This is a genomic window from Streptomyces sp. NPDC056161 (assembly GCF_042268025.1).
Classification (GTDB): domain Bacteria; phylum Actinomycetota; class Actinomycetes; order Streptomycetales; family Streptomycetaceae; genus Streptomyces.
The window spans coordinates 15223-41892 of record NZ_JBHJUV010000004.1; the positions used below are offsets into that span (position 1 = coordinate 15223).

General features: G+C 70.9%; 24 protein-coding genes. 12 read left to right on the plus strand and 12 right to left on the minus strand.

What is annotated here, in order from left to right; all coding sequences use genetic code 11:
- Positions 1–858: 858 nt before the first annotated feature.
- Positions 859–1179, minus strand: coding sequence for a chorismate mutase (locus ACFC09_RS05270; protein ID WP_376524389.1), 321 nt, complete (start codon positions 1177–1179; stop codon positions 859–861).
- Positions 1180–1474: 295 nt separating this feature from the next.
- Here ACFC09_RS05270 and guaA point away from each other — a divergent pair, with 295 nt between their 5' ends.
- Positions 1475–3055, plus strand: coding sequence for a glutamine-hydrolyzing GMP synthase (gene guaA / locus ACFC09_RS05275; protein ID WP_376524135.1), 1581 nt, complete (start codon positions 1475–1477; stop codon positions 3053–3055).
- Between the two features lie 21 nt (positions 3056–3076).
- On the opposite strand, the gene ACFC09_RS05280 is transcribed toward guaA, so the two are convergent.
- A complete protein-coding gene (locus ACFC09_RS05280) occupies positions 3077–3562 on the minus strand; it encodes a pyridoxamine 5'-phosphate oxidase family protein (protein ID WP_376524136.1) in 486 nt (161 codons plus the stop codon).
- 138 nt (positions 3563–3700) lie between these two features.
- Between ACFC09_RS05280 and ACFC09_RS05285 the strand changes: the two genes are divergently transcribed.
- Positions 3701–4501: a class II aldolase/adducin family protein gene (locus ACFC09_RS05285; protein WP_376524137.1), complete on the plus strand. Its 801-nt coding sequence runs from the start codon at positions 3701–3703 to the stop codon at positions 4499–4501.
- On the opposite strand, the gene ACFC09_RS05290 is transcribed toward ACFC09_RS05285, so the two are convergent.
- Complete coding sequence (locus tag ACFC09_RS05290) at positions 4498–4701, minus strand: hypothetical protein (protein WP_376524138.1); 204 nt, start codon at positions 4699–4701, stop codon at positions 4498–4500. The two genes, ACFC09_RS05285 and ACFC09_RS05290, sit on opposite strands and share 4 nt — an antisense overlap.
- Positions 4702–5129: 428 nt before the next feature.
- Between ACFC09_RS05290 and ACFC09_RS05295 the strand changes: the two genes are divergently transcribed.
- Positions 5130–6407 (plus strand): hypothetical protein, encoded by a 1278-nt coding sequence (locus ACFC09_RS05295; RefSeq protein ID WP_376524139.1) that lies wholly within the window; start codon positions 5130–5132, stop codon positions 6405–6407.
- Between the two features lie 191 nt (positions 6408–6598).
- Complete coding sequence (locus ACFC09_RS05300; RefSeq protein WP_376524140.1) at positions 6599–7123, plus strand: DoxX family protein; 525 nt, start codon at positions 6599–6601, stop codon at positions 7121–7123.
- A gap of 180 nt (positions 7124–7303) precedes the next feature.
- Here the strand turns inward: ACFC09_RS05300 and ACFC09_RS05305 are convergent, their stop codons facing one another.
- Both ACFC09_RS05305 and ACFC09_RS05310 read right to left on the minus strand, forming a co-directional pair.
- Positions 7304–7537: a hypothetical protein gene (locus tag ACFC09_RS05305; protein WP_376524141.1), complete on the minus strand. Its 234-nt coding sequence runs from the start codon at positions 7535–7537 to the stop codon at positions 7304–7306.
- On the minus strand, positions 7524–9032 hold the full coding sequence (locus tag ACFC09_RS05310) for a PspC domain-containing protein (RefSeq protein ID WP_376524142.1): 1509 nt from the start codon (positions 9030–9032) through the stop codon (positions 7524–7526). The genes ACFC09_RS05305 and ACFC09_RS05310 overlap by 14 nt, the downstream gene beginning before the upstream one ends.
- A gap of 336 nt (positions 9033–9368) precedes the next feature.
- On the opposite strand from ACFC09_RS05310, the gene ACFC09_RS05315 reads away from it, so the two are divergent.
- Together ACFC09_RS05315 and ACFC09_RS05320 are read left to right on the plus strand one after the other, a co-directional pair.
- Positions 9369–10661 (plus strand): PspC domain-containing protein, encoded by a 1293-nt coding sequence (locus ACFC09_RS05315; protein ID WP_376524143.1) that lies wholly within the window; start codon positions 9369–9371, stop codon positions 10659–10661.
- Positions 10658–11407 carry a LuxR C-terminal-related transcriptional regulator gene (locus ACFC09_RS05320; protein ID WP_376524144.1) on the plus strand — a complete coding sequence of 250 codons (750 nt, stop codon included), beginning with the start codon at positions 10658–10660 and terminating at the stop codon, positions 11405–11407. Before ACFC09_RS05315 ends, ACFC09_RS05320 begins: the two co-directional genes overlap by 4 nt.
- 54 nt (positions 11408–11461) lie before the next feature.
- Here the strand turns inward: ACFC09_RS05320 and ACFC09_RS05325 are convergent, their stop codons facing one another.
- Positions 11462–11905 carry an ATP-binding protein gene (locus ACFC09_RS05325; RefSeq protein WP_376524145.1) on the minus strand — a complete coding sequence of 148 codons (444 nt, stop codon included), beginning with the start codon at positions 11903–11905 and terminating at the stop codon, positions 11462–11464.
- A gap of 131 nt (positions 11906–12036) precedes the next feature.
- On the opposite strand from ACFC09_RS05325, the gene ACFC09_RS05330 reads away from it, so the two are divergent.
- From ACFC09_RS05330 to ACFC09_RS05340, 3 genes are all read left to right on the plus strand, one after another.
- Positions 12037–12849 carry a helix-turn-helix domain-containing protein gene (locus tag ACFC09_RS05330; protein WP_376524146.1) on the plus strand — a complete coding sequence of 271 codons (813 nt, stop codon included), beginning with the start codon at positions 12037–12039 and terminating at the stop codon, positions 12847–12849.
- The gene (locus ACFC09_RS05335; RefSeq protein ID WP_376524147.1) at positions 12846–13094 is read left to right on the plus strand and encodes a DUF397 domain-containing protein; all 249 of its coding nucleotides are present in this window, start codon (positions 12846–12848) and stop codon (positions 13092–13094) included. The genes ACFC09_RS05330 and ACFC09_RS05335 overlap by 4 nt, the downstream gene beginning before the upstream one ends.
- A gap of 311 nt (positions 13095–13405) precedes the next feature.
- Positions 13406–14416: a MarR family transcriptional regulator gene (locus ACFC09_RS05340; protein ID WP_376524148.1), complete on the plus strand. Its 1011-nt coding sequence runs from the start codon at positions 13406–13408 to the stop codon at positions 14414–14416.
- Positions 14417–14478: 62 nt separating this feature from the next.
- On the opposite strand, the gene ACFC09_RS05345 is transcribed toward ACFC09_RS05340, so the two are convergent.
- Entirely contained in the window at positions 14479–15546 is a 1068-nt protein-coding gene (locus tag ACFC09_RS05345; protein ID WP_376524391.1) for an NlpC/P60 family protein, read from the minus strand.
- A 325-nt stretch (positions 15547–15871) separates the two neighbouring features.
- Between ACFC09_RS05345 and ACFC09_RS05350 the strand changes: the two genes are divergently transcribed.
- Positions 15872–16225, plus strand: coding sequence for a hypothetical protein (locus ACFC09_RS05350; protein ID WP_376524149.1), 354 nt, complete (start codon positions 15872–15874; stop codon positions 16223–16225).
- Positions 16226–16386: 161 nt separating this feature from the next.
- On the opposite strand, the gene ACFC09_RS05355 is transcribed toward ACFC09_RS05350, so the two are convergent.
- From ACFC09_RS05355 to ACFC09_RS05365, 3 genes are all read right to left on the minus strand, one after another.
- On the minus strand, positions 16387–17391 hold the full coding sequence (locus tag ACFC09_RS05355) for a tellurite resistance/C4-dicarboxylate transporter family protein (protein WP_376524150.1): 1005 nt from the start codon (positions 17389–17391) through the stop codon (positions 16387–16389).
- 186 nt (positions 17392–17577) lie between these two features.
- A complete protein-coding gene (locus ACFC09_RS05360) occupies positions 17578–18087 on the minus strand; it encodes a DUF2231 domain-containing protein (protein ID WP_376524151.1) in 510 nt (169 codons plus the stop codon).
- Between the two features lie 204 nt (positions 18088–18291).
- The gene (locus tag ACFC09_RS05365) at positions 18292–19461 is read right to left on the minus strand and encodes an NlpC/P60 family protein (RefSeq protein WP_376524152.1); all 1170 of its coding nucleotides are present in this window, start codon (positions 19459–19461) and stop codon (positions 18292–18294) included.
- 644 nt (positions 19462–20105) lie between these two features.
- Between ACFC09_RS05365 and pcrA the strand changes: the two genes are divergently transcribed.
- Entirely contained in the window at positions 20106–22643 is a 2538-nt protein-coding gene (gene pcrA, locus ACFC09_RS05370) for a DNA helicase PcrA (RefSeq protein WP_376524153.1), read from the plus strand.
- Between the two features lie 203 nt (positions 22644–22846).
- Here the strand turns inward: pcrA and ACFC09_RS05375 are convergent, their stop codons facing one another.
- Both ACFC09_RS05375 and ACFC09_RS05380 read right to left on the minus strand, forming a co-directional pair.
- Positions 22847–24373, minus strand: coding sequence for a M23 family metallopeptidase (locus ACFC09_RS05375; RefSeq protein ID WP_376524154.1), 1527 nt, complete (start codon positions 24371–24373; stop codon positions 22847–22849).
- 539 nt (positions 24374–24912) lie between these two features.
- Complete coding sequence (locus ACFC09_RS05380; protein WP_376524155.1) at positions 24913–25797, minus strand: esterase/lipase family protein; 885 nt, start codon at positions 25795–25797, stop codon at positions 24913–24915.
- Positions 25798–26119: 322 nt separating this feature from the next.
- On the opposite strand from ACFC09_RS05380, the gene ACFC09_RS05385 reads away from it, so the two are divergent.
- Positions 26120–26542 carry a cobalamin B12-binding domain-containing protein gene (locus ACFC09_RS05385; protein ID WP_376524156.1) on the plus strand — a complete coding sequence of 141 codons (423 nt, stop codon included), beginning with the start codon at positions 26120–26122 and terminating at the stop codon, positions 26540–26542.
- Positions 26543–26670: the final 128 nt, after the last annotated feature.

Here is a 26670-nt window from a genome sequence, read left to right on the forward strand (position 1 = left end):
TGCGCCCCCCTCCGAGCGCAGCTGCCTCGCCTCTGTCTCGGTCATGCTCACGGCTGGATCCCGGAGAGCTTGTCGATCTCTTGGATCCAGCAGGTTTGATCAGCGAGACCGGGCTACGGTTGCGTGCTTCCTCACGGAATTCTTATGTGGGCTGGATCACATTTTCGCGTGGCTGTGGGGTGCCTCGGGTGTGCCTGCCGGAGGGGGCGGGCGTACGTACCGTGGGCCCCATGTCGAAGGGCCCCACGTCAGTCGAAGGGCCCCACGTCTGTCGAAGCGCCGCATGTCTGTCGAAGCGCCCCATGTCGAAGGGCCCCGCGGGACGGAATCCGCGGGGCCCTTCTCCTCAGCACCGACGTCAGGGCAGCGTCGGTGCCCGGAAGCGGCGCCGGGGGGTTGCGCCGCTCGTCCTTCCGTCAGCCCTGCGCCCCTCGTGCCCTCGGTCGGCGCCCCGGCGCACCCGGGGTGTGCGCATGGTCTCGACCTCTGGCAGACGGGCGGTGCATTGCCATGCGGTTGTCTGTTCCGGGGACTTGGGGGTTTCTCCGCATCGTGCTGGATGGACGCGGCATCCGCAACCGTTTGACCCAGCCCTTGCGCATTTTTGCACTTTCCGCCGATCGGCTCCGGGCGTCCCCGGAGCCGATCGGTTCTCTTGGGCGACCGGGCTGCTGTCCCCTGCGGTCCGGTCGCTTGCCTGGAGCGAGGTCCCACGACGTACGGCTGATCCGCACGCCTCATCGCTCCAGCGAGCCACGCGTGGTTCTTCGGGCCCGCCCCTGGCTGGCACGGACACCGGGACCAACGAAGCGGTGCGCGGGGCGGTCACGCGCCGTACGAGTGAGAGGGGGACCGAACTCAGATGCGACCACGGCACAGTTCGAGGAGGGTCATGGCGAGGGCGGTGCCGGGCTTGCCCAGTTCCTCCCGGTAGCGGCCGAGGATCTCCATCTCCCTGGAGAGGTTCACGCGCCGTCCGCCGGACGCGATCCGTGCCTCCTGGATCACGGAGGACACGGCCATCCGTTCCTGGACGAGGCCGATGATCCGGTCGTCCAGCGCGTCGACGCGTTCTCGGGCTTCGCTGATCGTGCCGGCGGCCTCGGCGGTACGGGCGCCGGTCTTCTCGGTGCTGGTGGTCATCTCGGGGCTCCTTGTCGGTGGACCCCGGCCCGGCAGGCTCCGCAAACGCCAGGCGCCCCGGGCCTTGTCGGCCCGGGGCGCCTGGGGAAGTCGCTTGTCAGTTGCTCAAGCAGCACGACCATGGCAGCCGGTGGGCCGGTTGCCATAGGTAAACAGGAAGGTCGCATGCGTGAGCATGGGTCCAGTATGCCATGACACGGGTTTCGGCGGCGGGGCCGGGAGTCCGGCCGGGCTCCGGAGCGGGCCGTGGCCGGCGCGGCGAGGCCGTCACGCCCGCGCCGTTAGAATCGGGAACCAGCAACCCCCGCCCAAACCCGCCGGAAGGCACCCCGTGTCATCAGCGACTCCCGCTGCCGCCACCCCCGACACCGTTCTGGTCGTCGACTTCGGCGCGCAGTACGCCCAGCTCATCGCCCGTCGTGTCCGCGAGGCGCGGGTCTACAGCGAGATCGTGCCGAGCACCATGCCGGTCGTCGAGATGCTCGCCAAGAACCCCGCGGCGATCATCCTCTCCGGCGGCCCCTCCTCCGTGTACGAGGCGGGCGCCCCGACCGTGGACCGCGCACTGTTCGAGGCGGGCGTCCCCGTCTTCGGCATGTGCTACGGCTTCCAGCTGATGGCTCGGGCCCTCGGCGGCACGGTGGACAACACCGGCGCCCGCGAGTACGGCCGCACCGATCTGCACGTCTCCAAGCCGTCCTCCACCCTGTTCGAGGGCACCCCGGCCGAGCAGTCCGTGTGGATGTCGCACGGCGACGCCTGCTCCGCCGCCCCGGCGGGCTTCACGGTCACGGCCTCCACCGCCGTCGTACCGGTCGCCGCCTTCGAGGACGACGAGAAGCGGCTTTACGGCGTCCAGCACCACCCCGAGGTGATGCACTCCACCTACGGCCAGCAGGTGCTTGAGCACTTCCTGTACCGCGGCGCGGGCCTGACCCCGTCCTGGACCACCGGCAGCGTGATCGAGGAGCAGGTCGCCGCGATCCGCGAGCGGGTCGGCGACAAGCGCGCGATCTGCGGCCTGTCCGGCGGCGTGGACTCCGCGGTGGCCGCCGCACTCGTCCAGCGGGCCATCGGCTCCCAGCTGACCTGCGTCTACGTCGACCACGGCCTGATGCGCAAGGGCGAGACCGAGCAGGTCGAGAAGGACTTCGTGGCCGCCACCGGCGTCCAGCTGAAGGTCGTCGACGCCGAGGAGCGCTTCCTCGCGGCCCTCAAGGGGGTCGCCGACCCCGAGGAGAAGCGGAAGATCATCGGGCGGGAGTTCATCCGGGTCTTCGAGCAGGCCCAGGCCGAGATCATCGCCGACGAGGGCCCCGCGGTGGAGTTCCTGGTGCAGGGCACTCTCTACCCGGACGTGGTCGAGTCCGGCGGCGGCACCGGCACCGCCAACATCAAGTCCCACCACAACGTGGGCGGGCTCCCGGAGGACCTGGAGTTCCAGCTCGTCGAACCGCTGCGCAAGCTGTTCAAGGACGAGGTCCGGATGGTCGGCCAGGAGCTGGGGCTGCCCGCGGAGATCGTCCAGCGCCAGCCCTTCCCGGGCCCCGGCCTCGGCATCCGTATCGTCGGCGAGGTCACCAAGGAGCGGCTCGACCTGCTCCGCGAGGCCGACGCCATCGCCCGCGAGGAGCTGACCGCGGCCGGCCTGGACCGCGACATCTGGCAGTGCCCGGTGGTGCTGCTCGCGGACGTCCGCAGCGTCGGTGTCCAGGGCGACGGCCGCACCTACGGCCACCCGATCGTGCTGCGGCCCGTCTCCTCCGAGGACGCCATGACCGCCGACTGGTCCCGGCTGCCGTACGACGTCCTCGCGCGCATCTCGACCCGGATCACCAACGAGGTCGCCGACGTCAACCGCGTCGTGCTCGACGTGACGTCGAAGCCGCCGGGCACCATCGAGTGGGAGTGAGCCCCGGGTACCGCCGGGGCCCTAGCGGCGCCTGAGCGTGCGCAGCGGCCGGCCCGGTTGCCAGATCTCGGTGACCAGAAAGGTGCCGTCCGCGATGTAGGTCCGCACGACCTCCGTCAGCTCGGCACGGAAGAGGTGGAACGGCTGCGGCGGTTCCACCTCTTTCACGTACGCCTCCTTCACGCCCGGATCCTCCACCTCGACCGCGCGTCCGCCGACCCGGAAGTCGCCGTCACCGAGGTCCGTGCCCTCGCCGAGGTCCGTGCCGTCGCCGGGGTTCGACTGGAGCGCGAAGCGCGGGTCGCGGCGCAGGTCGAGCGCCTTGAGCGAGTGCGGCATCATGCCGAGCCAGAGTTCGCCGTCCAGGAAGCGGACCTCCAGGCCGCTGGTGCGCGGTGAGCCGTCGCGGCGCAGGGTGGCGAGGACGTGGTGACGGAACGCGCCGAAGCGCCGCTCGGCGCGGCTCGCGAGTTCCGGTGCGGTGGTGCTGAAGGCTGCCCAGTTCATGCCCCCACCCTCGCTGCCATACCGGACATCTCCTGTCGGGTTTCCCTTGCGGACGTCATCTTTGCGCAACTTCTCTGTTCTCCTGCGCTGACCGACGGTAACTTCCGCCCCGTAACGCAACCCAGTGCTGGAGGACCTATGCACGGGCCGACCCCCACCCCGCCGCTGCCACTGCCCACCGACCAGTTGCAGTTCGCGATGCCGCCCATGCACGACTCGCTCGACGCCGAACGACGGCACCGCAAGGAACGGCTCGCGGGCGCGCTGCGGATCTTCGGGCGGGCCGGATTCGAGGACGGGGTGTCGGGGCACATCACCGCGCGCGACCCGGAGTACTCCGACTGCTTCTGGGTCAACCCGTTCGGGATGCCGTTCAAGCACGTCACCGTCAGCGATCTCGTCCTGGCCAACCAGGATGGGCAGGTCATCGAGGGCCGCTACCACGTCAACCAGGCCGCGTTCACCGTGCACGCCCAGGTGCACGCCGCCCGCCCGGACGTCGCGGCGGTCGCGCACTGCCACTCCGTGCACGGCCGGGCGCTGGCCGCGCTCGGCGACCTGCTCGACCCCATCACCCAGGAGAGCTGCGCCTTCTACGAGGACCACGCCCTCTACGACGCCTACACGGGTGTCGCCGTCGACGCCGAGGAGGGCCGCCGGATAGCGGCCGCGCTCGGCAGCCGCAAGGCGCTCGTCCTGCGCAACCACGGGCTGCTCACGGTCGGCGACTCGGTGGACGCGGCGTCCTGGTGGTTCCTGTCGATGGAGCGGTCCTGCCAGGTGCAGCTGACGGCGAAGGCGGCCGGCCGGCCGGTCCTGATCGACCACAGACTGGCGGTGGCGACCCGCGAGCAACTGGGCGGCGACCTGGTGGCCTGGATCAACTATCAGCCCCTGTGGCAGGACATCAGCCGCAGCGAGCCGGATCTGCTCAGTTAGCCCGCGTCGTCCCGGCCGAAGCCCTCGGAACTCGCGCGGCCCCGCCACAGCAGCGGTACGCCGTGGTGCCCGCAGCAACGGCGCGCCGTGGTGCCCGCAGCAGCTGTGCGCCGTGGTGGTGGCCGACCGGTGTGGGTACGGGCGTAGGTACGGGCGTGGACGCCCGCGTAGGTACGGGCGTGGGCTCGTGGGGGCCGCATGGCGCGCGTATGGCGGCCGCCTGGTCCACGTGCGGCGGACATGCGGCAGACATGCGGCAGACGTGCGGCAGACGTGCGGCGGACGTGTGGCGGACGTACGGCGGATGTGCGGCGTACGTGGACCAGGCGGCCGCACCGCGGGCCGCCGTCGGCCGGTGGCGCCCGACGCCGGTCCGGGCGGAGAGGTGCGGCAGTCGGCCGCCCGGGGCCTGGGCCGCGGACGGGCCCCCCGCGTGGTACGGCGATCTCCCCGAGCCGGGTCAACACGGCGGGCCGTGCCTCACCCGCGGTGACCGTACCTGCCGGACGCCGGTTCCTCGGCATAGGGCACAATTCGCAGTCAGCACAAGGGAGTTGCGTGACGGCGGTCGAGCCCCGAGAGGGCCCGCCGGTCGCGCCGCGGGTCGTGGGGAAGGCGGGCGTCGGGCGTGGCGGTGCAGGAGGCGGGGCAGGGTGCGGGGACGGCCGCCCACGGGGGTGGCTGCACCTGCGGGGACTGCCCGCACGGGGCGCGCGAGGGGCACCGCCGGGCGGTCGCCGAATTCGTCGCCAGACGCGACGAGTTCGCGGCCGGACGGGGCCTGCCGGCGGCGGTGGCCTACTCGGCCTCCGCCTCCCGCCAGTGGGTCTCCGAGGAGTTGACGCAGTCGGCCGTGGCGGTCGCCGAGCGCGGCCGGGCGGAGGGCACGGCCTGGCTGGCACGACTGTGGCTGCGCACGCTCTACGTGCTGTGGGCGGCCGTCGTCCTGCTGCTGCTCGTCCAGGCGCTGACGGCGGTCGGCGCGGGCTGGACCGGCGCCCGCACCGCCGGGCTGCTCGCCGCGCTGGTGGTGGTCTGCGCGCTCAGTGCCGCCTCCTGGTTCCACCGGGCCCGGGGCGGGGCGCTGGCTCCGGTCATCGGCGAGGACAACCGGCTCTCCACCTCCCGGACCGTCGCGGCGGCCTGGGTGCTGTTCGTGGCGTACGCGGTCCTGGTCCTGGCGGGCCGGCTCGCCGCCGCCTCCGACCCGGCCGAGCGCGACGCGCTGATCTCCGGTCTCGACCTGGCCCGCGGGGCCGGCGTGGTGACCGTCCTCGCGGTGGTCTGCGGGATCGCCGTACTCGTCCGGCGGGTGGTGGGCCTGCGCATCCTCGGCCAGCGCTTGCAGAAGGCACGAGCGCACCGGCCGCGCGCGGCCGACCTGCTGACCGACGACGCGGGCCGGGGCACGTTCACCGACATCCAGTACGTCGTGATCGGCGCGGTGGCCCTGGTCTTCGCCGCGGTACGGCTCGCCCGCCGCCCCGACCAGCTCCCCGACCTGCCCTGGGGACTGGCCGTACTGGTCCTGGTGTCCGCCGCCACCTATCTGGCCGGGAAGTACGCGGAGGGCGGGCGTCCGGTGATCCTCTCCGTGGTCCGCGCCCGCGAGGCCGGCGACCTGGACGGGCCGATCCGTACGGGCGACGACATCGAGATCCGCGGCGCCGGTTTCGTCCCGCCCGGCGCCCAGAGCGCCGACCGCCTCTCCCGCATGGTCGTCCGCATAGGCGCGGTCAACGTACACGTCCCGTTGATCCCCGTAGCGGGCGGTTTCAGCAATCCGACGGACGGTGTGCTGACGGTCCCGGTCCCGGCTGAGGTGGAACCCGGATCGGTGGAGGTGCAGGTGGTCACCGCGGCGGGCGTGGTGACCAACCGCTGTGTCGTCGAGGTCACGGAGTGAGCGGCCGGTGAACGGGTGCGGGGGGCACGGTCCGACCGGCCGGTGAGCGCGTGCGAGGGGTACGGTCCGACCGGCGTACATCCGTCCTCCGATATCGGAAAAACGTCCCGGGGGAGGATTGAGCAGACGCCGTTTGTCATACGTATGGTCTGGCGAGGGCCTGACACGCGGGTGAGAGGCGGCAGTTTGCAATGACTCATGGTATTCGTTCCGAAATGCATACGTCCTATGTCGACGGTCGCCATGACTGGCGGGAGAACGCCACCCATTACGCCCTCCTTCCTTTGCGTGTCTTCCTCGGTATCACCTTCATCTACGCCGGCCTGGACAAGCTGACCGACAGGGCCTTCCTGAAGTCCGGTGGTTCCGGCTCCATCGGCGACACCATGCGAGCGGTCCGCGACTCCTCGGCCGTCCCGGCCCTGGTCGACCTGGCCCTGAAGAACCCCGTCGGCTTCGGCTACGCCATGGCCTTCGGCGAACTCGCCGTCGGCGTCGGCATCCTGATCGGCCTGTTCTCCCGGCTGGCAGCACTGGGCGGTGCGCTGATCTCGCTCAGCCTGTGGCTAACCGTCAGCTGGGCCTCGACCCCCTACTACTACGGCAACGACCTCGCCTATCTCATGGCCTGGCTGCCCCTCGTCCTGGCCGGGGCGCCCTATCTCTCCTTGGACTCGGTCCTGCGCACAAGGCGACAGTCGGGAACCTTCCACTGACCATCCCGGCGCGGTGCTCGGCTGATCACTCAGCAGAGCGCTTCGCCGCCGAGCGCTCTCCTGCCGAGGGCTTCGCCGCCGAGTGGTCCCCTGCCAAGGGGCGTCGCCGTACGGGCCGTGGTTGCGGTGTCGGCCCGTCGGCCCGTCGGCCGTCCGGGGCCCGGTGGCCGCCGGTGTCGCTCAGTTGCCCGTGTCTCTTCGCGGCACTGTCCGGGTCGCCGTGCGTCGTCTGCGTATGAGCCGTGCCAGCACGGCTGCCGCGCCCGCGAGGCACAGGCCGCACACGACGAGGGGGACCATCGCGAACCAGGGGGTGTCCCACAGGCCGCCCGCGTCACCGGCGTACGCCACGGCCGCGCCGCTCAGGAAGACACCGATGACCAGCTTGCCCGGCTGGAACTCATGACCCTGCACGACTCACCTCCGCCTGTCCCACACCGACCTGGAGGTCGACGTCGAGGGTGCCGCCGCTCTTGCCGTTCTTACCGGGCGGCGTCGTCGGCGACAGCGTCACCTCCTTGTGCTTGCCGGGCGCCACGTCCACGTCCTCCTTGCCGTCCCCGGGCAACTGGATGTCGCCCACCCCCACATCCACGCTCAGCCGCACGGTCGCGTCGGGCGGCACGACGACCCGCAGCCGGCCCACACCCACCTGGGCTCTGGTCGACAGGGACTGCCCCTCGCTGAGCCGGACCTTCGTCAGGTCCAGCGTGCCGACCCCGGTCCCGAGGTCGTACTTGGGCCGCACCTCCGCCACCGCGGCCGGCTGCCAAGAGGTGGTCCGCCAGTGCGTGGTGATGTCCTTGGGCAGTGCCGCCGAACCCGCGAGCAGCGCCGCCGTGACGAGCGCGAGGAACACCGAACCGGCTCCCGTGCGCCCCAGGAAGGCGCTGACCGCGATGCCGAGACCGAAGACGGCGAGCGCGCAGGCCAGCCCGGTCTGCAGGCTGGTGCCCAGCGGGTGCCCGTCCCACATCGCACCCGCGCCGAGGGCGCCGGCCAGCAGCGCGAGCAGGAAGATCCAGCCGCCGATCCAGCGCGGGCCGCGCGGGCTGGGCACCGCGGGGCGCGGGGCACGTCCGCTGCCGCGGGCATCCCGGAAGACGCCGGGGCCGACGGGCCGGAACGGGTCCGCCCCCAACGCGTCGCCCGGACCCCACAGATATCCGGTGCCGCCCACGTGTGTGCCGTCCTTCACGATGGGGTCGCGCCACCAGGACGGGTACGCGGGCGGCGCGGGCGGCGCCTGGGCCTCCGGCGGGGCGTCCGGGAACACCGGGGCGGCGACGGGACCGCCCCGGCCCGAGCTCTGCCGAGAGCTTGGCGAAGGGTCCGGGGCGGGGACGCCGCGCCGCTGCGACCAGTACCCGGCACCGGCCAGCAGCAAGGAGACGACGACGGCGAACGTGAGCACGCCGCCGTTCCTCAGCATGGCCAGGAACACCCCGCAGCCGACCAGGGCGAACAGCACGGCCGCCAGGGCCTGCCCGTCGACCCGGCCGGTCAGCAGCTTGCGGACCTCGTTCTCCTCCTCGTCGTCGTACGACACGAAAAGCCAGGCGAACCCGTAGAAGATGAGCCCGACGCCCCCGCTCGCGGCCAGCACCGCCAGGGTGATCCGGAAGATCACGGGATCCATGTCGGTGTGCCGCCCGAGGCCCGAGCAGATCCCGGCCAGTACCCTGTGCCGCCGATCGCGCCGGAACGCCCGGAGCGGCGGCACACCGCCCCCGACGAGGGGCCCGGCGCCGTCGCCCGTCGTCCCGTCGGTGCCGGGCGCGCCCGTGTCGCCGCGCGTCCCGCTCGTGTCGGCCGCGGCGGGTGCGGCACCCGACGGCCCGCTGCCCGGGGCGGGGCGCGGGCCGGGGCCGGGTCCCGGACCCGTCGCGGCGTGGTCGTGATCGGTCATGTCTCCATGGTGACGGCCCGGCCGCCGCGACGGCAGTCACGGCGACCCTGGCCGAACCCTGAAATCGCCCTGAGACGATGCCAGGGGCGCGTTCCGCGGCCGGTCGCGCCGGTCCGCGGACCTGAGTCCTCGGCCGAGGTCGCATTGGTGGAGGACCCCTGCTGTGGCCGGTTCCACGCCGGTCCCGGACCCCGCGGTGCCCCTCCGTTCTGTGCCGGTCCCGGACCCCGCCCCGCCCCCGTTTCGCATCGGACCCGGGGCCGTACCGCGAAGATCAGGGGCGTATTGGGGTAGACCCTGATGCCCTGCCCCTGCCGCCGTGTGACCATCGATGGCATGCCGGAAGCCGCAACAGCGCCACTCGTCGAACCGCGGGCACCGCGCAAGCTCTACCGCAGCAGCGACGGCCGCTGGCTCGGCGGCGTCGCGCGAGGGCTCGCCGGGCACCTCGGGCTGCCTGTGATCTGGGTGCGGCTCGTCTTCGTCGGCCTGTTCATGGCCGACGGCCTCGGCGGGCTGCTGTACGCCGCGTTCTGGTTCTTCGTCCCGCTCGGCGTCGGCGGCGTCGGCGACCAGAGGCCGCCGTCCCTGGTCGGTGCCGAGACCGCGCCGGACGGCCGCCGCAGGCTCGTCACCCGCAAACCGGACCGGGGCCAGATCCTCGCGCTGCTCCTCATGGTCGTCGTCGCGATGGTCTTCGTGAGCAACGTCAAGCTCGGTGGCGGGGCCAAGGCGTACCTCGTACCCGCCGTCCTGGTCGCCGCGGGCGTCGCCCTCGTCTGGCGCCAGGCGGACAACGCCCGCCGGGCCCGCTGGGTCGAGGTCGGCGGTCGCCGCCGCACCCTCACGCTGCTGCGCGCGGGCGCGGGCGTCCTGCTCGTCACCGCCGGGGTCTCGGCGATCTTCGTGCTCCAGGGCTCCGCCGCCCACCTAGGCTCGGTCCTCCAGGCCGCGCTCGCCGTCATCGTCGGCATCGCCCTGCTCGCCGGTCCCTATCTGGTCCGTATGACCCAGGACCTGTCCGAGGAACGGCTGATGCGCATCCGCGCCCAGGAGCGCGCCGAGGTCGCGGCGCACGTCCACGACTCGGTGCTGCACACCCTCACCCTGATCCAGCGCAACGCGGAGAACGCCGGCGAGGTCCGTCGCCTGGCCCGCGCCCAGGAACGCGACCTGCGCACCTGGCTGTACAAACCCGAGGGCACCGGCAAGGACGAGGACGACGAGCCGACCACCCTCGCCGACGCGGTCCGGCGCAACGCGGCGGAGGTGGAGGACAAGCACGGCGTGCCCATAGAGGTCGTCGTGGTCGGCGACTGCCCGCTCGACGAGAAGACCGCGGCCCAGATGCAGGCCGCGCGTGAGGCGATGGTCAACGCGGCCAAGTACGGTGGCGAGGGCGGCGCCGTTCAGGTCTACGCCGAAGTGGAGGGCAGGACGGTCTTCGTGTCCGTCCGCGACCGCGGTCCGGGCTTCGACCTCGATTCGATACCCGCCGACCGCATGGGCGTCAGAGAATCGATCATCGGCCGTATGGAGCGCAACGGCGGCACGGCGCGGCTGCGCGCGGTGCCGGACGGCGGCACGGAGGTCGAGCTGGAGATGGAGAGGGCGGAGAAGACGTCATGAGCGACCCGACCGAGGCGAACGGCACGGCGGCAGCGGCGGACCCGGCCGGGCAGGCCGACGGGCAGCCCTCCGACGGCGTGGACGAGCGCCGCGTACGCGTGGTCCTCGTCGACGACCACCGGATGTTCCGCACGGGCGTCCAGGCCGAGATCGGCCGGACCGAGCAGACCGGTGTCGAGGTCGTCGGTGAGGCCGCCGACGTCGACCAGGCGGTCACGGTGATCACCGCGACCCGGCCCGAGGTCGTCCTCCTCGACGTGCACCTGCCGGGCGGCGGCGGCGTCGAAGTGCTGCGCCGCTGCGCCGCGTTGATGGCCGACGCCGAGCGGCCCGTGCGGTTCCTCGCGCTGTCCGTGTCGGACGCGGCGGAGGACGTGATCGGGGTGATCCGCGGTGGCGCCCGCGGCTACGTCACCAAGACGATCACCGGTACGGACCTCGTCGACTCCGTCTTCCGCGTCCAGGAGGGCGACGCCGTCTTCTCCCCGCGGCTGGCCGGCTTCGTCCTCGACGCCTTCGCCTCCACCGACGCCCCGCCCGTCGACGAGGACCTGGACCGGCTCACCCAGCGTGAGCGCGAAGTGCTGCGCCTCATCGCTCGCGGCTATGCGTACAAGGAGATCGCCAAGCAGCTGTTCATCTCGGTGAAGACGGTCGAGTCCCATGTCTCCGCGGTCCTGCGCAAGCTCCAGCTGTCCAACCGGCACGAGCTGACGCGATGGGCCACGGCACGCCGGCTGGTGTGAACGCCCGGTGGGCGCATCGACGACGGCTTGACGGCAGCGCTCACCAGTGACCTGCTACGTGGGGTTTGAAAGCTGTGTGACGAGCTCGAACCACACTTCCTTACCGACACCGCACTCCCTCCTCACCGCACCCCAGTCGTCCGCCAGCACAGCTACCAACGCGAGCCCCCGGCCCGACTCGTCCTCCAGTGAGGCCGTGCCCGGCGTCGGGAGGGTGTCGTTCGCGTCGGACACCGTCACCTGGACCCGGTCCTCCGTCACCACGCAGCGGGCGCGGATCTCCGCGCCGTCCGGGGCGTTCGCGTGGCGGTACGCGTTCGTCATCAGTTCGCTCAGGAGCAGTTCCGCCGTGTCCGTCACGTCCTGCTGCAGCCCCCAGGACGCAGCCTGTTCGCGGAACAGCGCACGCGCTCTGCCCACGCTTCGCGCGTGACGCGGCAGGCGCAACTCGATGTCCTTCGGGGCCGTCCTGGGCAGCGGGAGCCGCTGGGTCTGCATGCGCTGTTCATTCCTTGCGTCGATGTTTTGACGTTTGGCGAGATCACGGTCCCGGCCCGCGCGTAGCCTCACGAGTAACGGCGCAGGTACAGCCAGTAGCCGTACCTCGCGTGGATCCGGCGGAGGTGTGTATGACGAACGAGGTGAACTCCCAGCCGCCGATCGCCTGGCGGTACTGCGGCAGCCAGATCAAGATGTGGCGCACGGACGCCGGTGTCGGCCGCGATGCGCTGGCCAAGGAGGCCGGTTACGACTACGAGTACGTCAAGTCCATGGAGAACGGCCGCCGAAGGCCCACCCTGCGGTTTCTCCAGATCGCCGATCAGGTCTGCGGGGCGGGCGGGAAACTCGTCGCGGCTCAGGAGTATTTGAAGCCGGAGCCGTTCCCAACGTTCTCGCAGGACTTCATCCGGTACGAGTCCGAGGCCATTTCCTTGAGTTGGTACGAGCCGTTGCTCATCCCCGGCCTCTTGCAGACAGAAGAGACCACCCGCTCGCTGCTCAAAGCCCACTGGCCGCCCTTGGATGACGAAACGGTCGAGGAGCGTGTGACCGCTCGTCTCAAACGGCAGAACCTTCTGGCGAGGCAGACCAGAACCTTCAGCTTCGTCATCGGGGAATCAGCACTGCGGAACCAGGTAGGAGGGGCCGACGCGCACGCGCGTCAATTGCGTCATCTGCTTGCTCTTGCTGAGCAGCGGAACGTGACCATGCAGGTGTTGCCGATCCTCGGGGCACATCCGGGCCTCAACGGACCGCTTGTCTTGCTGGAGACAGCAGAGCACGAGCACCTTGGGTATGAGGAAGGGCAGACGACTGGGGTGCTCTACTCGGATCCGGATCGGGTCAGTATCGCCACACAGCGCCATGCAATGATCCTGAGGCAGGCGCTGAGTCTTTCGGAGTCTGCGCGATTCATCGGCAAGGTGGCGGAGGGGCCATGAACAACGACCTACGGTGGTTCAAGTCCAGCTACAGCGGTACCGAAGGCGGTGCCTGCCTCGAAGTTGCCCTGGACTGGCGCAAGTCCACCTACAGCGACAGCGAGGGCGGCGCCTGCTTCGAAGTAGCCACATGCCCCCACACCATCCACATCCGAGACTCGAAGCTCGGCCCCCCAAGCCCCCGCTTCGCCGTCGCCGGGGCGGCCTGGGCCGCGTTCGTCGGGTACGCCCGTACCGGCGCTTGAGCTTCGAGAGACAAGAGCCGGGAGTCGAGCCGCGTTTGCAAGGAATGGGTGGTGGGTTTGAACCCACCACCCACCCTCCCGCGCCCGAGGGCCTGAGTCGTCCAGTGCTCAACTTGCCTGGCTGCCAGGGAACATGACTTTTCGTGACCGGCTTGCAACCCGCCGTCGTCACCCTCTAGCGTTCGCGACAACAAACAACCCCGGTCGGGTGTTAGCGCACCCGCCGGGGTCTCACCCCAAGATCGAAACGTGAGAGCGATCCTGTGGCTTGCGAAAACTCTAGCGCTGACCTGCCCGTCCCCGCACAGCCCATGGCCAGCCCCGGCTACGGGAAGCGAACTGTCCCGGCCGAACCCGGTACCGCCGCCCGCGTCCCCACCGACTTCTCGCATCTCCCGGCCCGTGAGGCGTACATCGCCGGGTTCATCGAGGGGCTGCCCGACGGTGCTGCGATGGACATCAAGAGCCTCGCCAAGGTCGTGCCCCTGTACGGCCAGCAGGCGGTCCGCAGCGCGCTCACCAGCCTGTCCCGCGCCGGTCACCTGCACCGCGCCCGGGGACTGGCCGCCGTCGGCGAGGTCGGCACCCGCTGGGTCTTCCGTACGTACTGGTCCCGTACCGCACGGGACGACGCCTGGTGGGCGGCCTTCCTGGATGCCGGTGAGGCCCCGGACGGCTCCGCCCCCACGCCCGGCAACCCTGTCAATCCGACGACCGGCCTCACCGCCCCATCCATCGACGCGCCGGACGTGCCCCAGCCAGTCGAGTCCCTGCCCGTCGGGTCGCACGCCACCACCGCCTACCACGTCCTCGCCCGACTCGGCAGCCGTGAACCCCGGCTCGCCCTGTCCGCCGCCGACTGCCAGGCCCTGGCAGACCTGGTCATCCCCTGGCTGGAGTGCGGCGCGAGCGCTCTCACCGTCACCCATGCCCTGACCGGCGGTTTGCCCGATGTCGTCCACTCTCCGCGTGGGTTCGTCGCCCGCCGGCTCCGTGACAAGTTGCCACCCGTACCCGTACCCGTAGCTGTACCTGTCTCCGGATCCGTACCGGACAACCGCCTCTTCATGCCGGAGTGCACCGACTGCGGCGTTCCAGGGCGTCCCTCGGCCTTCAACGGCGGCCTGTGCCGGGGTTGCCGTCGCCGTACCGCCACCTCCGACGCACACCCTCCCGCCACAGCCGTTGTGCAAGTGATGGCACCCGGTGCGGAAATGAACCGCCGGACCGCCGTCGCCTTTGCCCGTGACGCCCTCGCAACCCGCTCCCGAGAGCGCCGAGAACCGGCCCAGTCCCGTCTGGCAGGGAGCCTCCAGCTCTAGCCGTCGTACGGACTCCTGCCCGAAGTCGGACGTGGCGTGGCGGCGCGGTCGGCCGAGGAGCCTCACACCACCCGGGTCGCCCCCGCGAACGGCATCTGGCCGACCGGGGCCAGCCGCACCGGAGCCGACGGGTTCGGGGCGTGGATCATCTGGCCGTTGCCCACGTAGATGCCGACATGACTGACGCCGGAGTAGAAGAACACCAGGTCACCGGGGAGCAGTTCGGAACGGGAGACGCGTCGGCCCGCGCTGATCTGGGCGTAGGTCGTACGGGGCAGGGCCACGCCGGCCGATCGGTAGGCGGCCTGGACGAGACCGGAGCAGTCGAAGGCGTTCGGGCCCGTCGCGCCCCACACGTACGGGCTGCCGATCTTCTGGTAGGCGTACGCCACGGCCGCCGCCGCGCGGGGACCGGGCGCCGCGACCGGCCCCGCGACCGGCAGGGCGGTGCGCCCGTCCCCGGGATCCGCACGCGAGGCACGGTCGCCCCCGCTCCCCTCGGCGGTCACGCCGGCCCGTTCCGGTGGCGACAGGCGGTCCAGGAGCTGCCGGGCCGTGCCCAGCTTCTCGTTGATCGTCCGCTTGCTCCGCTCCAGCTCGGCCTGCCGGGATCGCAGCGAGGCCACTTCGATCCGCGCGGCGCCGCGCAGTCGCTCGATCTCCCGTAACTGGTTCCGTACCCGCGTCACCGCCGCCGACTGACGGTCGCCCGCCCGCTCGGCGAACTCGGCCCCCTCCAGGTACTGGTCGGGATCCGCGGACAGCGCCAGCTGGAGGGCGGGGTCGAGACCGCCGTTGCGGTACTGCGCCGCCGCGACCGTGCCGAGCGCGTCCCGTGCCGAGTCGAGCCGGTCCTCCCTGCGGGCCGCTTCGTCCTGCAAGGACCTCAGCCGCCGCTGCGCCGCGTCCGCCTTCTCCTTCGCCCCGTTGTACTTCTCGGTGGCGGCCTCCGCCTCCTGGTACAGCTCGTCCACCTCGGCCCTGACCTGGTCCGGTGTCCGCTGCGGCTCGGCGTGTCCGGTGCCGTCGAAGGCCGTCGCGGTCGCCGCGCCCGCCAGGGCGAGGGTGGCGGCCGTCCGGGCCGTACTGCCGCCGAGCGGGCGGTTCCGGGGCTTGCGGTGGGCTGCCACCTGGACCGTCACGTCCTTTCCTGCTGTCCTACGAGTGGTCGGTGCGGCCGGCGGAGGAGTGCCGGCCGCTGGTGGAGGACGCTAGGCCCGACTGTGACGAGTCGGTAACGGAATGTACGGAACTGGTGCCGAGGGTGCCAACGGTGACCGTATGTGACCGTGAGGGCGATGTGGAACCGCCGAGTTCACGTGACGCGCTGACCGAAGCGGCGCTTCCGGGGCGCACGCGGTCCGCCTGGTGCTATGAGACAGGCATATGCCGTGCGATGCCCGAAGGCGGGGGCCGGTGCCCGGCCGCCTTTCCGCCCCTCATTAGGCTCCGGGCATGGACGTACTCATCCATCTCTTCGTCGCGCTGCACATCATCGGCATCGCCGCCCTCCTGGGCGGCTTCCTCACCCAGATGAAGGCGATGGGGCAGGGCACCGCGCGCTTCGTCCCCGCCATGCTGCACGGCGCGCTGACCATGCTGGTCACCGGCGCGATCCTGGTCGGTCTCAACGAGGCCGACCACCACCACGTCAACAACATCAAGATCGGCGTGAAGCTGCTCGTGCTGATCGTGATCCTCGGTCTCGTCTATGTGAAGCGGGACGAGGAGCGCGTGGACAAGAACATGTTCGGCGTGGTGGGTCTGCTGACCGCGGTGAACATCTTCATCGCCGTGCTGTGGACGTGACGCCCGGAATATGACATCGGGGACACCCGGGGTTCCCGGAGATCCCGACGGACGTCTTGAACATCTTGAATGTGAACGTCTTGAACGTCTTGAACGTCTTGGGCGTCTTGAACGTCTTGGGTGTTCACGACGGCCAGGATGTCGAGGAACTCCTGGGGACGTCAGGCCCGGCGATGGTGCGCCCGGGGACGTTCCGCCCGGCCCGCGGCCCTGATCCCCGCGCGGGCCGCCACGACCGCGCCCGCGCCGACGGCGAGCCAGGCCGCGACCGCGACCCACAGCAGCACCTGCCCGAGGCCCCGCAGCCATGAGATCCCGGCGGCGGCCGACACGGACAGCGAGGCCGCCGCGGTCATCCCCAAGGGGAACACCGTGGACCAGCGACGCACGTCGTAGCGGAGGCGGGGCCTGAGCACCTCGGCGATCAGCAGTACGGCGTAGCAGGCCAGGTCGAGGACGAGCAGCCCGATGGTCACGGTGTGCAGGACGCCCCGGTCGTCCTTGTTCCACAGGTACAGGGCGGGGCTGTCGGCGGAGAGCAGTTTCGCTCCGGCCAGCGCCGAGATGGCGAGCGCGCCGGCCGCGACCCAGTGGTCCCCGGCCCCCTTCAGCACCTGCCCGGGGTCGAACCGGGCCAGCGCGACCAGATAGAGCACCAGACCGAGCCAGAACAGCACCAGCGCGGTGTGCGCGAGCCACGCCGTCGCCTCCGTGGCGGCCAGGGTGGCGCCGAGCACGGCGAGCCCCTCGGTGGCCACGCAGATCAGGAACACCGCCCCGGGCATGCGCCGCTTCCGGTTCCGTACGACGAGGAACAGCAGCACCGGCCAGAGCACGGCCGCCAGCGCGAGCAGCGCCTCCGCGAGGGTGGACCAGCCGAGCAGGGCGAATCGGGTGCCGAGCACCGTCGTCGCGGCCACCGCGGTGAGGGCGCCGGGCGTCTTCGCCTCGGCCAGCCACCGCTCCCGGTCGTGCAGCAGGCCCGCGACGAAGTCGGCGGTGAGCGCCAGCCAGGCGACACAGCCCAGTGCGAGCGCGATCAGTGAGAGGATCTCGTAGCCGGTCAGCCGCAGGGCCACCGAGACGATGCCGGTCGCCATCACGGCGGCACCGGCCGCCGGCGGTCGCTGCGCCCACCAGGCGCGGAGGGGAGAGGTGCCGGGCATGCGCCCGATGCTAGGGAGCGCCGGGCGCGGCGGCGGCGTGGCACGCGTGCGTACGCCGCAAAAACGCGCGGGTGCGGGACAAGAACGCCCTCACGCGCGCGTGGCGCTCAGGTACGGACACTCGGTCACGTACGTTGCGGCACGCGCGCGTGAGGGCGCATCCACAGACGTGGCCCTCGATCAGGACTAGTCCTTCGATCCCGTCGCCGTCTTGGAATAGGAGTCGTGCCAGGCGGCCTTCGCTCCGGAGTCGCCGATCCGGTAGACGTCCACCACGGCTCCCACCGCGACGGCCACCGAGAGCACTCCCACGACGATCCGTACGGGCAGGGCGGACCAGCGTATGCCGCGGGCCCCGCCCGGCTCCCCGCTCGACGCGGACCGCCCCGCCCACCACACGACCGCGGCGAGCACGAACAGCCCGGCGGCCCACGGCAGCAGCCCGTCACCCAGCTCGGTGTGCCGACGTACCAGCGCGTCGCTCTCCACGTGCCGCTCCAGCCACTCGCCCGCCTGCGTCGTCAACGGCACGCTGACCAGGGCGAGGAGCGCCAGGACCGGCAGCAGCGGCCCCAGTCGCCGGGCGGCGCGCGGCCACAGCGCCGCCGCCACCAGCGCCAGCGCCGCGAGAGGTACCAGTACGACGACTACGTGGACCAGCAGGACATGGGCGGGCAGGCCGTTGATCAGGGTCATCGAGGCGCTCCTGAGCGGGATAGGGGGCGCCAGCGTGGCACATGAAACTCTCAGCTTCTTCTCAACGACGCCCCCGGCGGCAGCCCCCGCTCCCCGCGCGGGTGCAGCGCGATACGGGGCCCGCGCGGGAGCAGAAAGAGGCAGGCCCGCGCGGTTCGGTCGACGCGGCCCGCGCGGGTCGGTTCGACGCGGGCCCGCACGGCGTCAGGCGGGTCGCACCACGCTGTGGATGATCGAATCGCCGCCGTAGTAGATCGACTCCTCGCGGACGTAGGCGCCGGGCTTCGGGGCGTGGATCATCATCCCGTTGCCGATGTAGATGCCTACGTGGCTGACGTCGTCGTAGAAGAAGACCAGGTCACCGGGTTGGGCATCGGCGAGGGAGACCGTGGTTCCGGCGTCGACCTGGCTGTAGGTGGTGCGCGGCAGGGTGACACCGGCGGCCTTCCAGGCGGCCTGGGTGAGCCCCGAGCAGTCGTAGGAGCCCGGACCGGTGGCACCCCAGACGTAGGGCTTGCCGATCTGCGCGCGGGCGAAGTCGATCGCCTTCTGGGCCTTGGCGGCCGACGAGGAAGAAGAGGACGAAGAAGACGAGGAGGAAGACGACGAGGACGATGAGTCCGTGGCGGACGACGCGTCCTTCTTCTGCTGCGCGGCCTGCTGCTCCTTGGCCAGCTCCGCCGCCTTGCGCGCGGCCTCCTCCTGCCGGCGCTTCTCGATCTCGGCGAGCCGCTTCTTCTCCTCCGCCGTCAGCTTGGCCAGCAACTCGCGCGCGGAGGAGAGATTCTTCTGGACGGTGGCCTTGGCGGTCTGGAGTTCGTCCTGCGACTTGGTGAGCGTTTCGAGGCTCTGCGTGGCCTCCCGCCGCTTCTTCATCGTCGCCGACTGCTCGGTGACGTAGTCGTCGACCACGGTCTTCTGTCGGGCGGTCAGCCGGTTCATCAGCTGGCTCTGGTCGAAGTAGTCCTGCGGGTTGTCGGCGAGCAGGAGGGAGGTGGCGTCGGGAACGGAGGCTCCGGTCCGGTACTGCGCGGCGGCGAACGAGCCGAGCTCGTCACGTGCCTTGTTGAGCCGGTCCGTACCGCGGGCGACGTCGTCCAGGAGGGTGTCGACGCGCTTGCGCTGCCGGCCGGTCTGCTCCTTGGCCGCGTTGTAGTGGTCGGTTGCCGATTCGGCCTGCCGGTACAGGGCGTCGACCTTCTTCTGCACCTCCTCCACGCTCGGCTTGCCGTCGGTGGGGGCGGCGACGGCCGTCTGGGAGAGCAGGGCTACGGAGGTGAGGGCTACGGAGGTGAGGGCGACGGTGGCCAGGGCGGGGGTGCGTATGCCTGCTACACGCGTACCCGCGGAGCGCGGCTTGCGGTGCGACGCCAAGAGAGGCGACTCCTTCCGTGTTCCGCCTGCCGAGTCAGCGGTGGGGGTACCCCCAGGTCGTTCGGGCTCTGGGGAGGGTTCGGGCGGGTGGTTCGGAAGGTTGCCCTACGGCCGTTTCCCCTGAGAGGGATTGGGCCGATCCACCCCAAAGTCGGTGGGGGTCCCCGGCTCCCGCGTGCCACGGGGACACGCCGGACTCGGCGGAGGCCGCACGGCCCGGCGAGGTTCGCCGGTGGGGGTCGTACGGCCCGCCCGGCACGCTAGCCAACTCGTGTGGCCCCTGTGAAGGTTGGTGGGTGATATGCCCGATACATTTTCGTGACCTGATGGTGAGTTTCCTCCAGGGTCATCGGGCGGTTCCGCACGGTGAGCGGAACCGGCGCGGATGCGACCGGGTGGATCCCGGCCGGACGGAACGGGTCACGCTTCGGGGGCGACCTGGGATCGACCTGCGAGCGACCTGCGAGCGACCCGGGATCGTGGTCGACCTGCGGCGGTCTGCGGCCGGCCTCGGATCGACCTGGGATCGGCCTGGGACTTCACTGGGACGGCGGAGCGGTACCGGTGAAGTTCTGCGAACGGCACCGGTCATGTTCTCGGGGCGGCAGCGGGTTGTCAGTGGGGCGCCCTAGACTCGGAGAGCGATGAGCAGCCTCTTTGACGACAGCTTCCTGGCGGACCTCCAGGCCCCCCGCGGGCAGGAGGGGGAGCCCCCACCGCCCGAGGACGAGCACGCTCCGGAGCCGGTTCCGGACGATCTGTTCGGCGGGAAGTTCGACGTGCCCCCGGACCCGGACTCCTACTACGGGGACGGTGCCCCCCGGCCGGTCATCGACCCGGCCGCGCTCCTGCACGGGCTGAACGACAACCAGCGCGCTGCCGTCGTGCACTCCGGCTCCCCGCTGCTCATCGTGGCCGGCGCCGGCTCCGGCAAGACCCGCGTGCTCACGCACCGCATCGCCCACCTGCTCGCGGAGCGCAAGGTGCATCCCGGGCAGATCCTCGCGATCACCTTCACCAACAAGGCCGCGGGCGAGATGAAGGAGCGCGTGGAACAGCTCGTCGGCCCGCGCGCGAACGCGATGTGGGTGATGACCTTCCACAGCGCGTGCGTGCGCATCCTGCGCCGTGAGAGCAAGCGCCTCGGCTTCACCTCGTCCTTCTCGATCTACGACGCCGCCGACTCCAAGCGCCTGATGGCCCTGGTCTGCCGCGACCTGGACCTCGACCCCAAGCGTTTCCCGCCGAAGGCGTTCAGCGCCAAGATCAGCAACCTGAAGAACGAGCTGATCGACGAGGAGGACTACGCCGCCGAGGCGGCCGGGGGCGCGTCCCAGTCGGACTCCGGCGGAAGCTTCGAGAAGACCCTCGCCCAGGCGTACGCCCTCTACCAGTCGCGGCTGCGCGAGGCGAACGCGCTCGACTTCGACGACCTGATCATGACGACGGTCAACCTGCTGCGCGCGTTCCCGGACGTCGCCGAGCACTACCGGCGCCGCTTCCGCCACGTCCTCGTGGACGAGTACCAGGACACCAACCACGCCCAGTACGCGCTCGTGCGCGAACTCGTCGGGACGGCCGAGCGCCCGGTGGACGTGCCCGCGCAGGAGCACGACCTGCCGCCCGCCGAACTGTGCGTGGTGGGCGACGCCGACCAGTCGATCTACGCCTTCCGCGGCGCGACCATCCGCAACATCCTCCAGTTCGAGGAGGACTACCCGGACGCGACGACGATCCTCCTGGAGCAGAACTACCGCTCCACGCAGACGATCCTGTCCGCCGCCAACGCCGTCATCGAGCGCAACGAGTCCCGCCGCCCCAAGAACCTGTGGACCAACGCGGGCGCGGGCGCCACCATCACCGGGTACGTCGCGGACACCGAACACGACGAGGCGCAGTTCGTCGCCGACGAGATAGACCGGCTGACCGACGCGGGTGAGGCCAAGTCCGGCGACGTCGCCGTCTTCTACCGCACCAACGCCCAGTCCCGTGTCTTCGAAGAGGTCTTCATCCGCGTCGGCCTGCCCTACAAGGTCGTCGGCGGCGTCCGCTTCTACGAACGCAAGGAGGTCCGGGACGTCCTCGCCTACCTGCGGGTACTGGCCAACCCGGAGGACTCGGTCCCGCTGCGCCGCATCCTGAACGTGCCCAAGCGCGGCATCGGCGACCGCGCCGAGGCGATGGTCGACGCGCTCGCCCAGCGCGAGAAGATCAGCTTCTCGCAGGCGCTGCGCCGCGTGGACGAGGCGTACGGCATGGCCGCGCGGTCGACCAACGCCATCAAGCGGTTCAACGTGCTGATGGAGGAGTTGCGGACGATCGTCGAGTCCGGAGCGGGCCCGGCGACCGTCCTGGAGGCGGTGCTGGAACGCACCGGCTACCTCGCCGAGTTGCAGAACTCGACCGACCCCCAGGACGAGACCCGGATCGAGAACCTTCAGGAACTCGCCTCCGTGGCCCTGGAGTTCGAGCAGGAGCGGGGCGAGGGTGCGGCGGCCGAGGGGGCTGCGGGCGCCGCGGCCCCGGGCGGCACGCTCGCCGACTTCCTGGAACAGGTCGCGCTGGTCGCCGACTCCGACCAGATCCCGGACGAGGAGGAGGGCGACGGCGTCATCACCCTGATGACCCTGCACACCGCCAAGGGCCTGGAGTTCCCGGTGGTCTTCCTGACCGGTATGGAGGACGGCGTCTTCCCGCACATGCGTGCCCTCGGCCAGACCAAGGAACTGGAGGAGGAGCGGCGCCTGGCGTATGTCGGCATCACGCGCGCGCGGGAGCGGCTGTACCTCACCCGGTCGACGTTGCGCAGCGCCTGGGGCCAGCCGTCGTACAACCCGCCCTCACGCTTCCTGGAGGAGATCCCGGGCGCCCATGTGGAGTGGAAGCGGACAGGAGCCCCGGCGCCTGTCTCCTCCGGGCCCGCGTCCGGTGTCGCGTCCTCGCTGTCCTCGTCCCGCTCCCGCTCGTCCGGGGCGGGCGCGTCCGGGTTCGCCACGCGCAGGGCGTCGGAGAAACGGGTGGTGTCCCTTGCCGTCGGCGACCGGGTCACCCACGACCAGTTCGGTCTCGGCACGGTCGTCGCGGTGGCCGGCACGGGGGACAAGGCCCAGGCGACGATCGACTTCGGCGACGCGAAGCCCAAGCGACTGCTGCTGCGGTACGCGCCGGTGGAGAAGCTGTAGCGCCGTGCAGAAGCCGTAGCTCCTTGAGACGGAGCCCGCCCCGCCGCGCGTCGTGTCGTTTGCGGGGCGGGAGCGGTAGGTCCGTGGGACGGGAGCCGTACGTCCGTAGCGCGGGCCGCCCTTCATGCCCCCAGGACGGGCCTCACGCCCGCAGGGCTGGCCCTACTCCTGTGGGGCGGACCTCACGCCCGTGGGCGGGGCCCTTACGTCGGGTCGAGTCCGTGGCTGCGCAGCCACGGCAGCGGGTCTATGGCCGAACCGCCCGCCGGGCGCACCTCGAAGTGCAGATGCGGGCCGGTGGAGTTGCCCGAGTTCCCGGAGTAGGCGATCGGCTGCCCGGCCTTGACGCTCGTACCGGAGACGACCTGGTAGCTGGAGAGATGGCAGTACCAGGTCTCCGTGCCGTCCTTCGCCGTCACGATCATCATGTTGCCGTAGGCGCTGTTCCACTCCGTGCGGACGGTGCCGTCGGTCGCGGCCATCACCGTCGTGCCGTACGAAACGGGGAAGTCGATCCCGGTGTGCACGGACATCCAGTTCACACCGGCCTGGCCGAAATAGGCGCTGAGCCCGTGCTGGGCGACCGGGAGCGCGAACTTGGGCCGCAGCCGTTCCTTGAGCGCCGCCTCGGCCAACGCCTTCTTCTTCTCGGCGTCCTGCTCGGCCTTGAGATCGATGCGTTCCTGGGTGCGGCTGGCCCGGTCCGCGAAGTCGTCGGCGCCCGCGGAGAGGCTTTCGAGCTGGGTGTCCAGCTTGTTGTTGGCGGCGGATGGTTTCACCGCCTGCGGGTCCGGGGCGGAGGCGGTCGTGTCCGTACCGTCGTCGGTCAGGCCGCCCACGGACGCGGCGGCGATCCCGGCAACCCCCATCACGCAGGCCGAGGGCACGGCGATGGTCAGCAGCGCGGAGCGCTTGGCGGGCGGACGGCGCCGCGAGCGGGACGCGGACCGCGAACCCGCGCGCGGGACGGGTACCGGCGCGACCTCTTCCTGGCCGTCGAGCAGCGACGCCACCGCGGGCAGCTCACCCGTGGCCGTCAACTCGCCCCCGCCGGGGGCGGGTTCCTCAGCCACGACAGCCGCGTAGGTGGAGTCCTCGTAGGCGGAGTCCCCGTAGGAGGGGGCGTATGGGCTCTCCCCGTAAGCGGCCGCTTCGTACGAGGGCTGCTCGAACGCGCCGGTCGGCTGGTGCTCGAAGGGCTCGGCCGGATGCTCGGACCGGGCGCCGTCGGAGTTCCACTGCGTGGCGTCGTACGCGCCGGTGTCGAATGCCTGGGTGCCCCACTCCCACTGCTGGGTCGGGTCGGCACCGCCGAGTTGATCGGTCTGCAACCAGGCACCGGCGTCCCACTGGCCGCTCGTGTCGGTCCCCGAGCCCTGCTGCTGCGGCATCGACCACGCCGTGACGTCGTAGGCGCCGCTGTCGTAGGCGGCATGGTGCTGCGCCGCGTACGGGTCGTAGTTCAGGGTGTGGTGCGTGCCGGTCGACCAGTGCGTGGTGTCGTACGCACCGGTGGCCCCGGAATCGCCCGGGAGACTGCCGAAGAGAGGGTCGGCCTCGAAGGCGGCGGTGTGCGCGCCCTGCGGTGCGCCGCCGACGTCGTAGCCTCCGTGCGTGGTGAAGTCGCCGTACTGGGCTTCCTGTCCGCCGTACGACGCGTAGTGCGCCGAGGTGGCTTCGGAAGCCGGAGCCGGGGTGGTCAGAGTCCCCGACGGGTGACGGTCGTTCACCAACTTCTCTTTCGCCTCGACAACAGGGGCTGCCAGAGCAGTGCGGCGACTGTACCCGGCGGTATGCGGGCGCGACAATCTTCGGCTGGTTTCGCGTCCGCAGGAAACGGGCATTCGGCCGTGTTTCGGGGAGCGTGGGCGCGGGTTTGGCTTTGTGTTCGAAGGGTGTTCGACGGTCGGGGCAGGGGCAGGCCGACGACCGGGCTCGTGTCCCGTCCGTCGGGCGGGACGAACGGGCGCCGTGGCGATCGGGTGAACCGGTCTCGTACCGGTCGGCCGTCCGCCCGGGGCCCCGTGCCGTTCGTCCGGTACGGCCATTCGGGTGATCCCCCCGTCTCCGCACAGGTGATCAGCCTTGCCTCCGTGCAGATGATCTGCCTCGGCTCCGGCTCGGTTCCGGCTCGGTTCCGTGCGGCTTCCATTCGGCTTCCGTGCGGATGATCGGCCCAGCTCGGGTTCCGTTCGGCCTTCACGAGGATGATCAGCCCGGCCTCGGCCTCGGCTCCGGTTCTGTTCGGCCTCCGCTCAGGCCATGGTTCTCAGGCCACGGTCAGCCCGGCCTGGCCCGGGACGGCTCCCGTTTCGGCTCCCGTCTCCGTTGCCGCCTCCGCGGGCTCGGCGCCGAGCGCCTGACGTATCCGGGCCGCGACCGCGGGGTGCACGGGCAGGGCGAGGTGTCCGATCCCGGTGACCGGCACGTTCTCCACCAGCAGGTCCGGATGGTCGAGGCTGGCGGTGTCCAGCGGATCCATCACCGAATCGAGGTCGCTCCAGAAGCTGACGAACCGGGTGCGGCAGCCGGGTGCGGGCATGGCCAGCTCCTCGATCACCGCCGAGCCGGGCCGCATCTGGCGCACGATCGGGTGGGCGTTCGCCAGCGGGACGGCCCGGGTGCCGGAGTGCGGTGTACCGAGCGTCACCAGCGTGCGGATCCGGTGGTCGCCGCCCAGGCGCTGTACGTAGTAGCGCGCGATCAGTCCGCCGAGGCTGTGCCCCACGATGTCCACCTGCGGGCTTTCGGTCCGCCGGCAGATTTCCTCGATGTGCCTGCCGAGTAGTTCGGCGGCGATGCGAATGTCGCAGGTCAGCGGGGAGTAGTTGAGCGACTCCACCCGGTGCCTGCCGTGCTGGGCGAGATTGCGGCGGAGCAGGACGAAGGCCGATCGGTTGTCGATGAAGCCGTGCAGCAGGACGACCGGCAGTTCGGGCCGGGCCGGCAGCCGTGGTGTGCCGTCCGCGGGGGACGGGGGCTGGGAGCGGCGTTCCTGGATGATGCCGGTCGGATAGAGGAGGAGGTGTCCCGCGAGGATCGTGACCTCAAGGGCGGTCGCCTTGAGCAGCGTCACGGAGAGTCCCGCCAGTTTGCCCGGCAGGAGGAGCTGGTAGAGCGGACGAAGCGGCTGCACTGCCCTGGTGACCATCATGGCCGACCTCCTGTCGGCACAGGAGGACGTCTCTGTCCCCGTGTGCCCTTGTGGGAAGCCGTACGCAGGGTCACCGAGGTGCGTGTCGTGCACGCCGCATGCCTTTCGTGTTCCCGTGGACCACGCTGCGGCTCCCGAACATGTCCCACCGTGTGATTTCCCCCTCGGCCGCCACCGTAAAACCGCCGGTTGCGGGATGCTGGGGATAACGTTCGTTCACTTCCGGGCCGGTGGCGGAGCACACGGATGGTGCGGTACTTGTCGGTACGGATGGGTTACGGATGGATCCTGTCGTGGATCCGATCGCTTCATGGAGGCAGTGATGGGCGTGACAGCCGGTCCGATCCGCGTGGTGGTGGCCAAGCCGGGGCTCGACGGTCATGACCGCGGTGCCAAGGTCATCGCGCGAGCGCTGCGCGACGCCGGTATGGAGGTCATCTACACCGGGCTCCACCAGACACCGGAGCAGATCGTCGCCACGGCGATCCAGGAGGACGCCGACGCGATCGGCCTGTCCATCCTCTCCGGCGCGCACAACACCCTCTTCGCGGCCGTCATCGAACTCCTCAAGGAACGCGACGCCGCGGACATCCTGGTCTTCGGCGGCGGGATCATCCCTGAGGCGGACATCGCACCGCTCAAGGAGAAGGGCGTCGCGGAGATCTTCACCCCGGGCGCGACCACGGCGTCGATCGTGGAGTGGGTACGGGCGAACGTACGGCAGCCAGCCGCTTCCGGAGGCTGACCCACCCCTCCGTACCCCCGTAGGGCCGTGGGGAACGGCGCCCTCAGCCACGATCTGCCCGTAGGCGAGCGACGACGTTTTCCGCTCCTTCCCGGGTGGGGCGGCCCGGCTGGGGCGGCGGGCCCGGT

Coding starts and splice junctions, on each gene's coding strand:
- ACFC09_RS05280 (WP_376524136.1), bottom strand. CDS start 3,562: ATGAACTGGGCAGCCTTCAGCACCACCGCACCGGAACTCGCGAGCCGC.
- ACFC09_RS05285 (WP_376524137.1), top strand. CDS start 3,701: ATGCACGGGCCGACCCCCACCCCGCCGCTGCCACTGCCCACCGACCAG.
- ACFC09_RS05290 (WP_376524138.1), bottom strand. CDS start 4,701: ATGCGGCCCCCACGAGCCCACGCCCGTACCTACGCGGGCGTCCACGCC.
- ACFC09_RS05300 (WP_376524140.1), top strand. CDS start 6,599: ATGACTCATGGTATTCGTTCCGAAATGCATACGTCCTATGTCGACGGT.
- ACFC09_RS05310 (WP_376524142.1), bottom strand. CDS start 9,032: ATGACCGATCACGACCACGCCGCGACGGGTCCGGGACCCGGCCCCGGC.
- ACFC09_RS05315 (WP_376524143.1), top strand. CDS start 9,369: ATGCCGGAAGCCGCAACAGCGCCACTCGTCGAACCGCGGGCACCGCGC.
- ACFC09_RS05320 (WP_376524144.1), top strand. CDS start 10,658: ATGAGCGACCCGACCGAGGCGAACGGCACGGCGGCAGCGGCGGACCCG.
- ACFC09_RS05325 (WP_376524145.1), bottom strand. CDS start 11,905: ATGCAGACCCAGCGGCTCCCGCTGCCCAGGACGGCCCCGAAGGACATC.
- ACFC09_RS05330 (WP_376524146.1), top strand. CDS start 12,037: ATGACGAACGAGGTGAACTCCCAGCCGCCGATCGCCTGGCGGTACTGC.
- ACFC09_RS05335 (WP_376524147.1), top strand. CDS start 12,846: ATGAACAACGACCTACGGTGGTTCAAGTCCAGCTACAGCGGTACCGAA.
- ACFC09_RS05340 (WP_376524148.1), top strand. CDS start 13,406: ATGGCCAGCCCCGGCTACGGGAAGCGAACTGTCCCGGCCGAACCCGGT.
- ACFC09_RS05350 (WP_376524149.1), top strand. CDS start 15,872: ATGGACGTACTCATCCATCTCTTCGTCGCGCTGCACATCATCGGCATC.
- ACFC09_RS05355 (WP_376524150.1), bottom strand. CDS start 17,391: ATGCCCGGCACCTCTCCCCTCCGCGCCTGGTGGGCGCAGCGACCGCCG.
- ACFC09_RS05360 (WP_376524151.1), bottom strand. CDS start 18,087: ATGACCCTGATCAACGGCCTGCCCGCCCATGTCCTGCTGGTCCACGTA.
- pcrA (WP_376524153.1), top strand. CDS start 20,106: ATGAGCAGCCTCTTTGACGACAGCTTCCTGGCGGACCTCCAGGCCCCC.
- ACFC09_RS05380 (WP_376524155.1), bottom strand. CDS start 25,797: ATGATGGTCACCAGGGCAGTGCAGCCGCTTCGTCCGCTCTACCAGCTC.
- ACFC09_RS05385 (WP_376524156.1), top strand. CDS start 26,120: ATGGGCGTGACAGCCGGTCCGATCCGCGTGGTGGTGGCCAAGCCGGGG.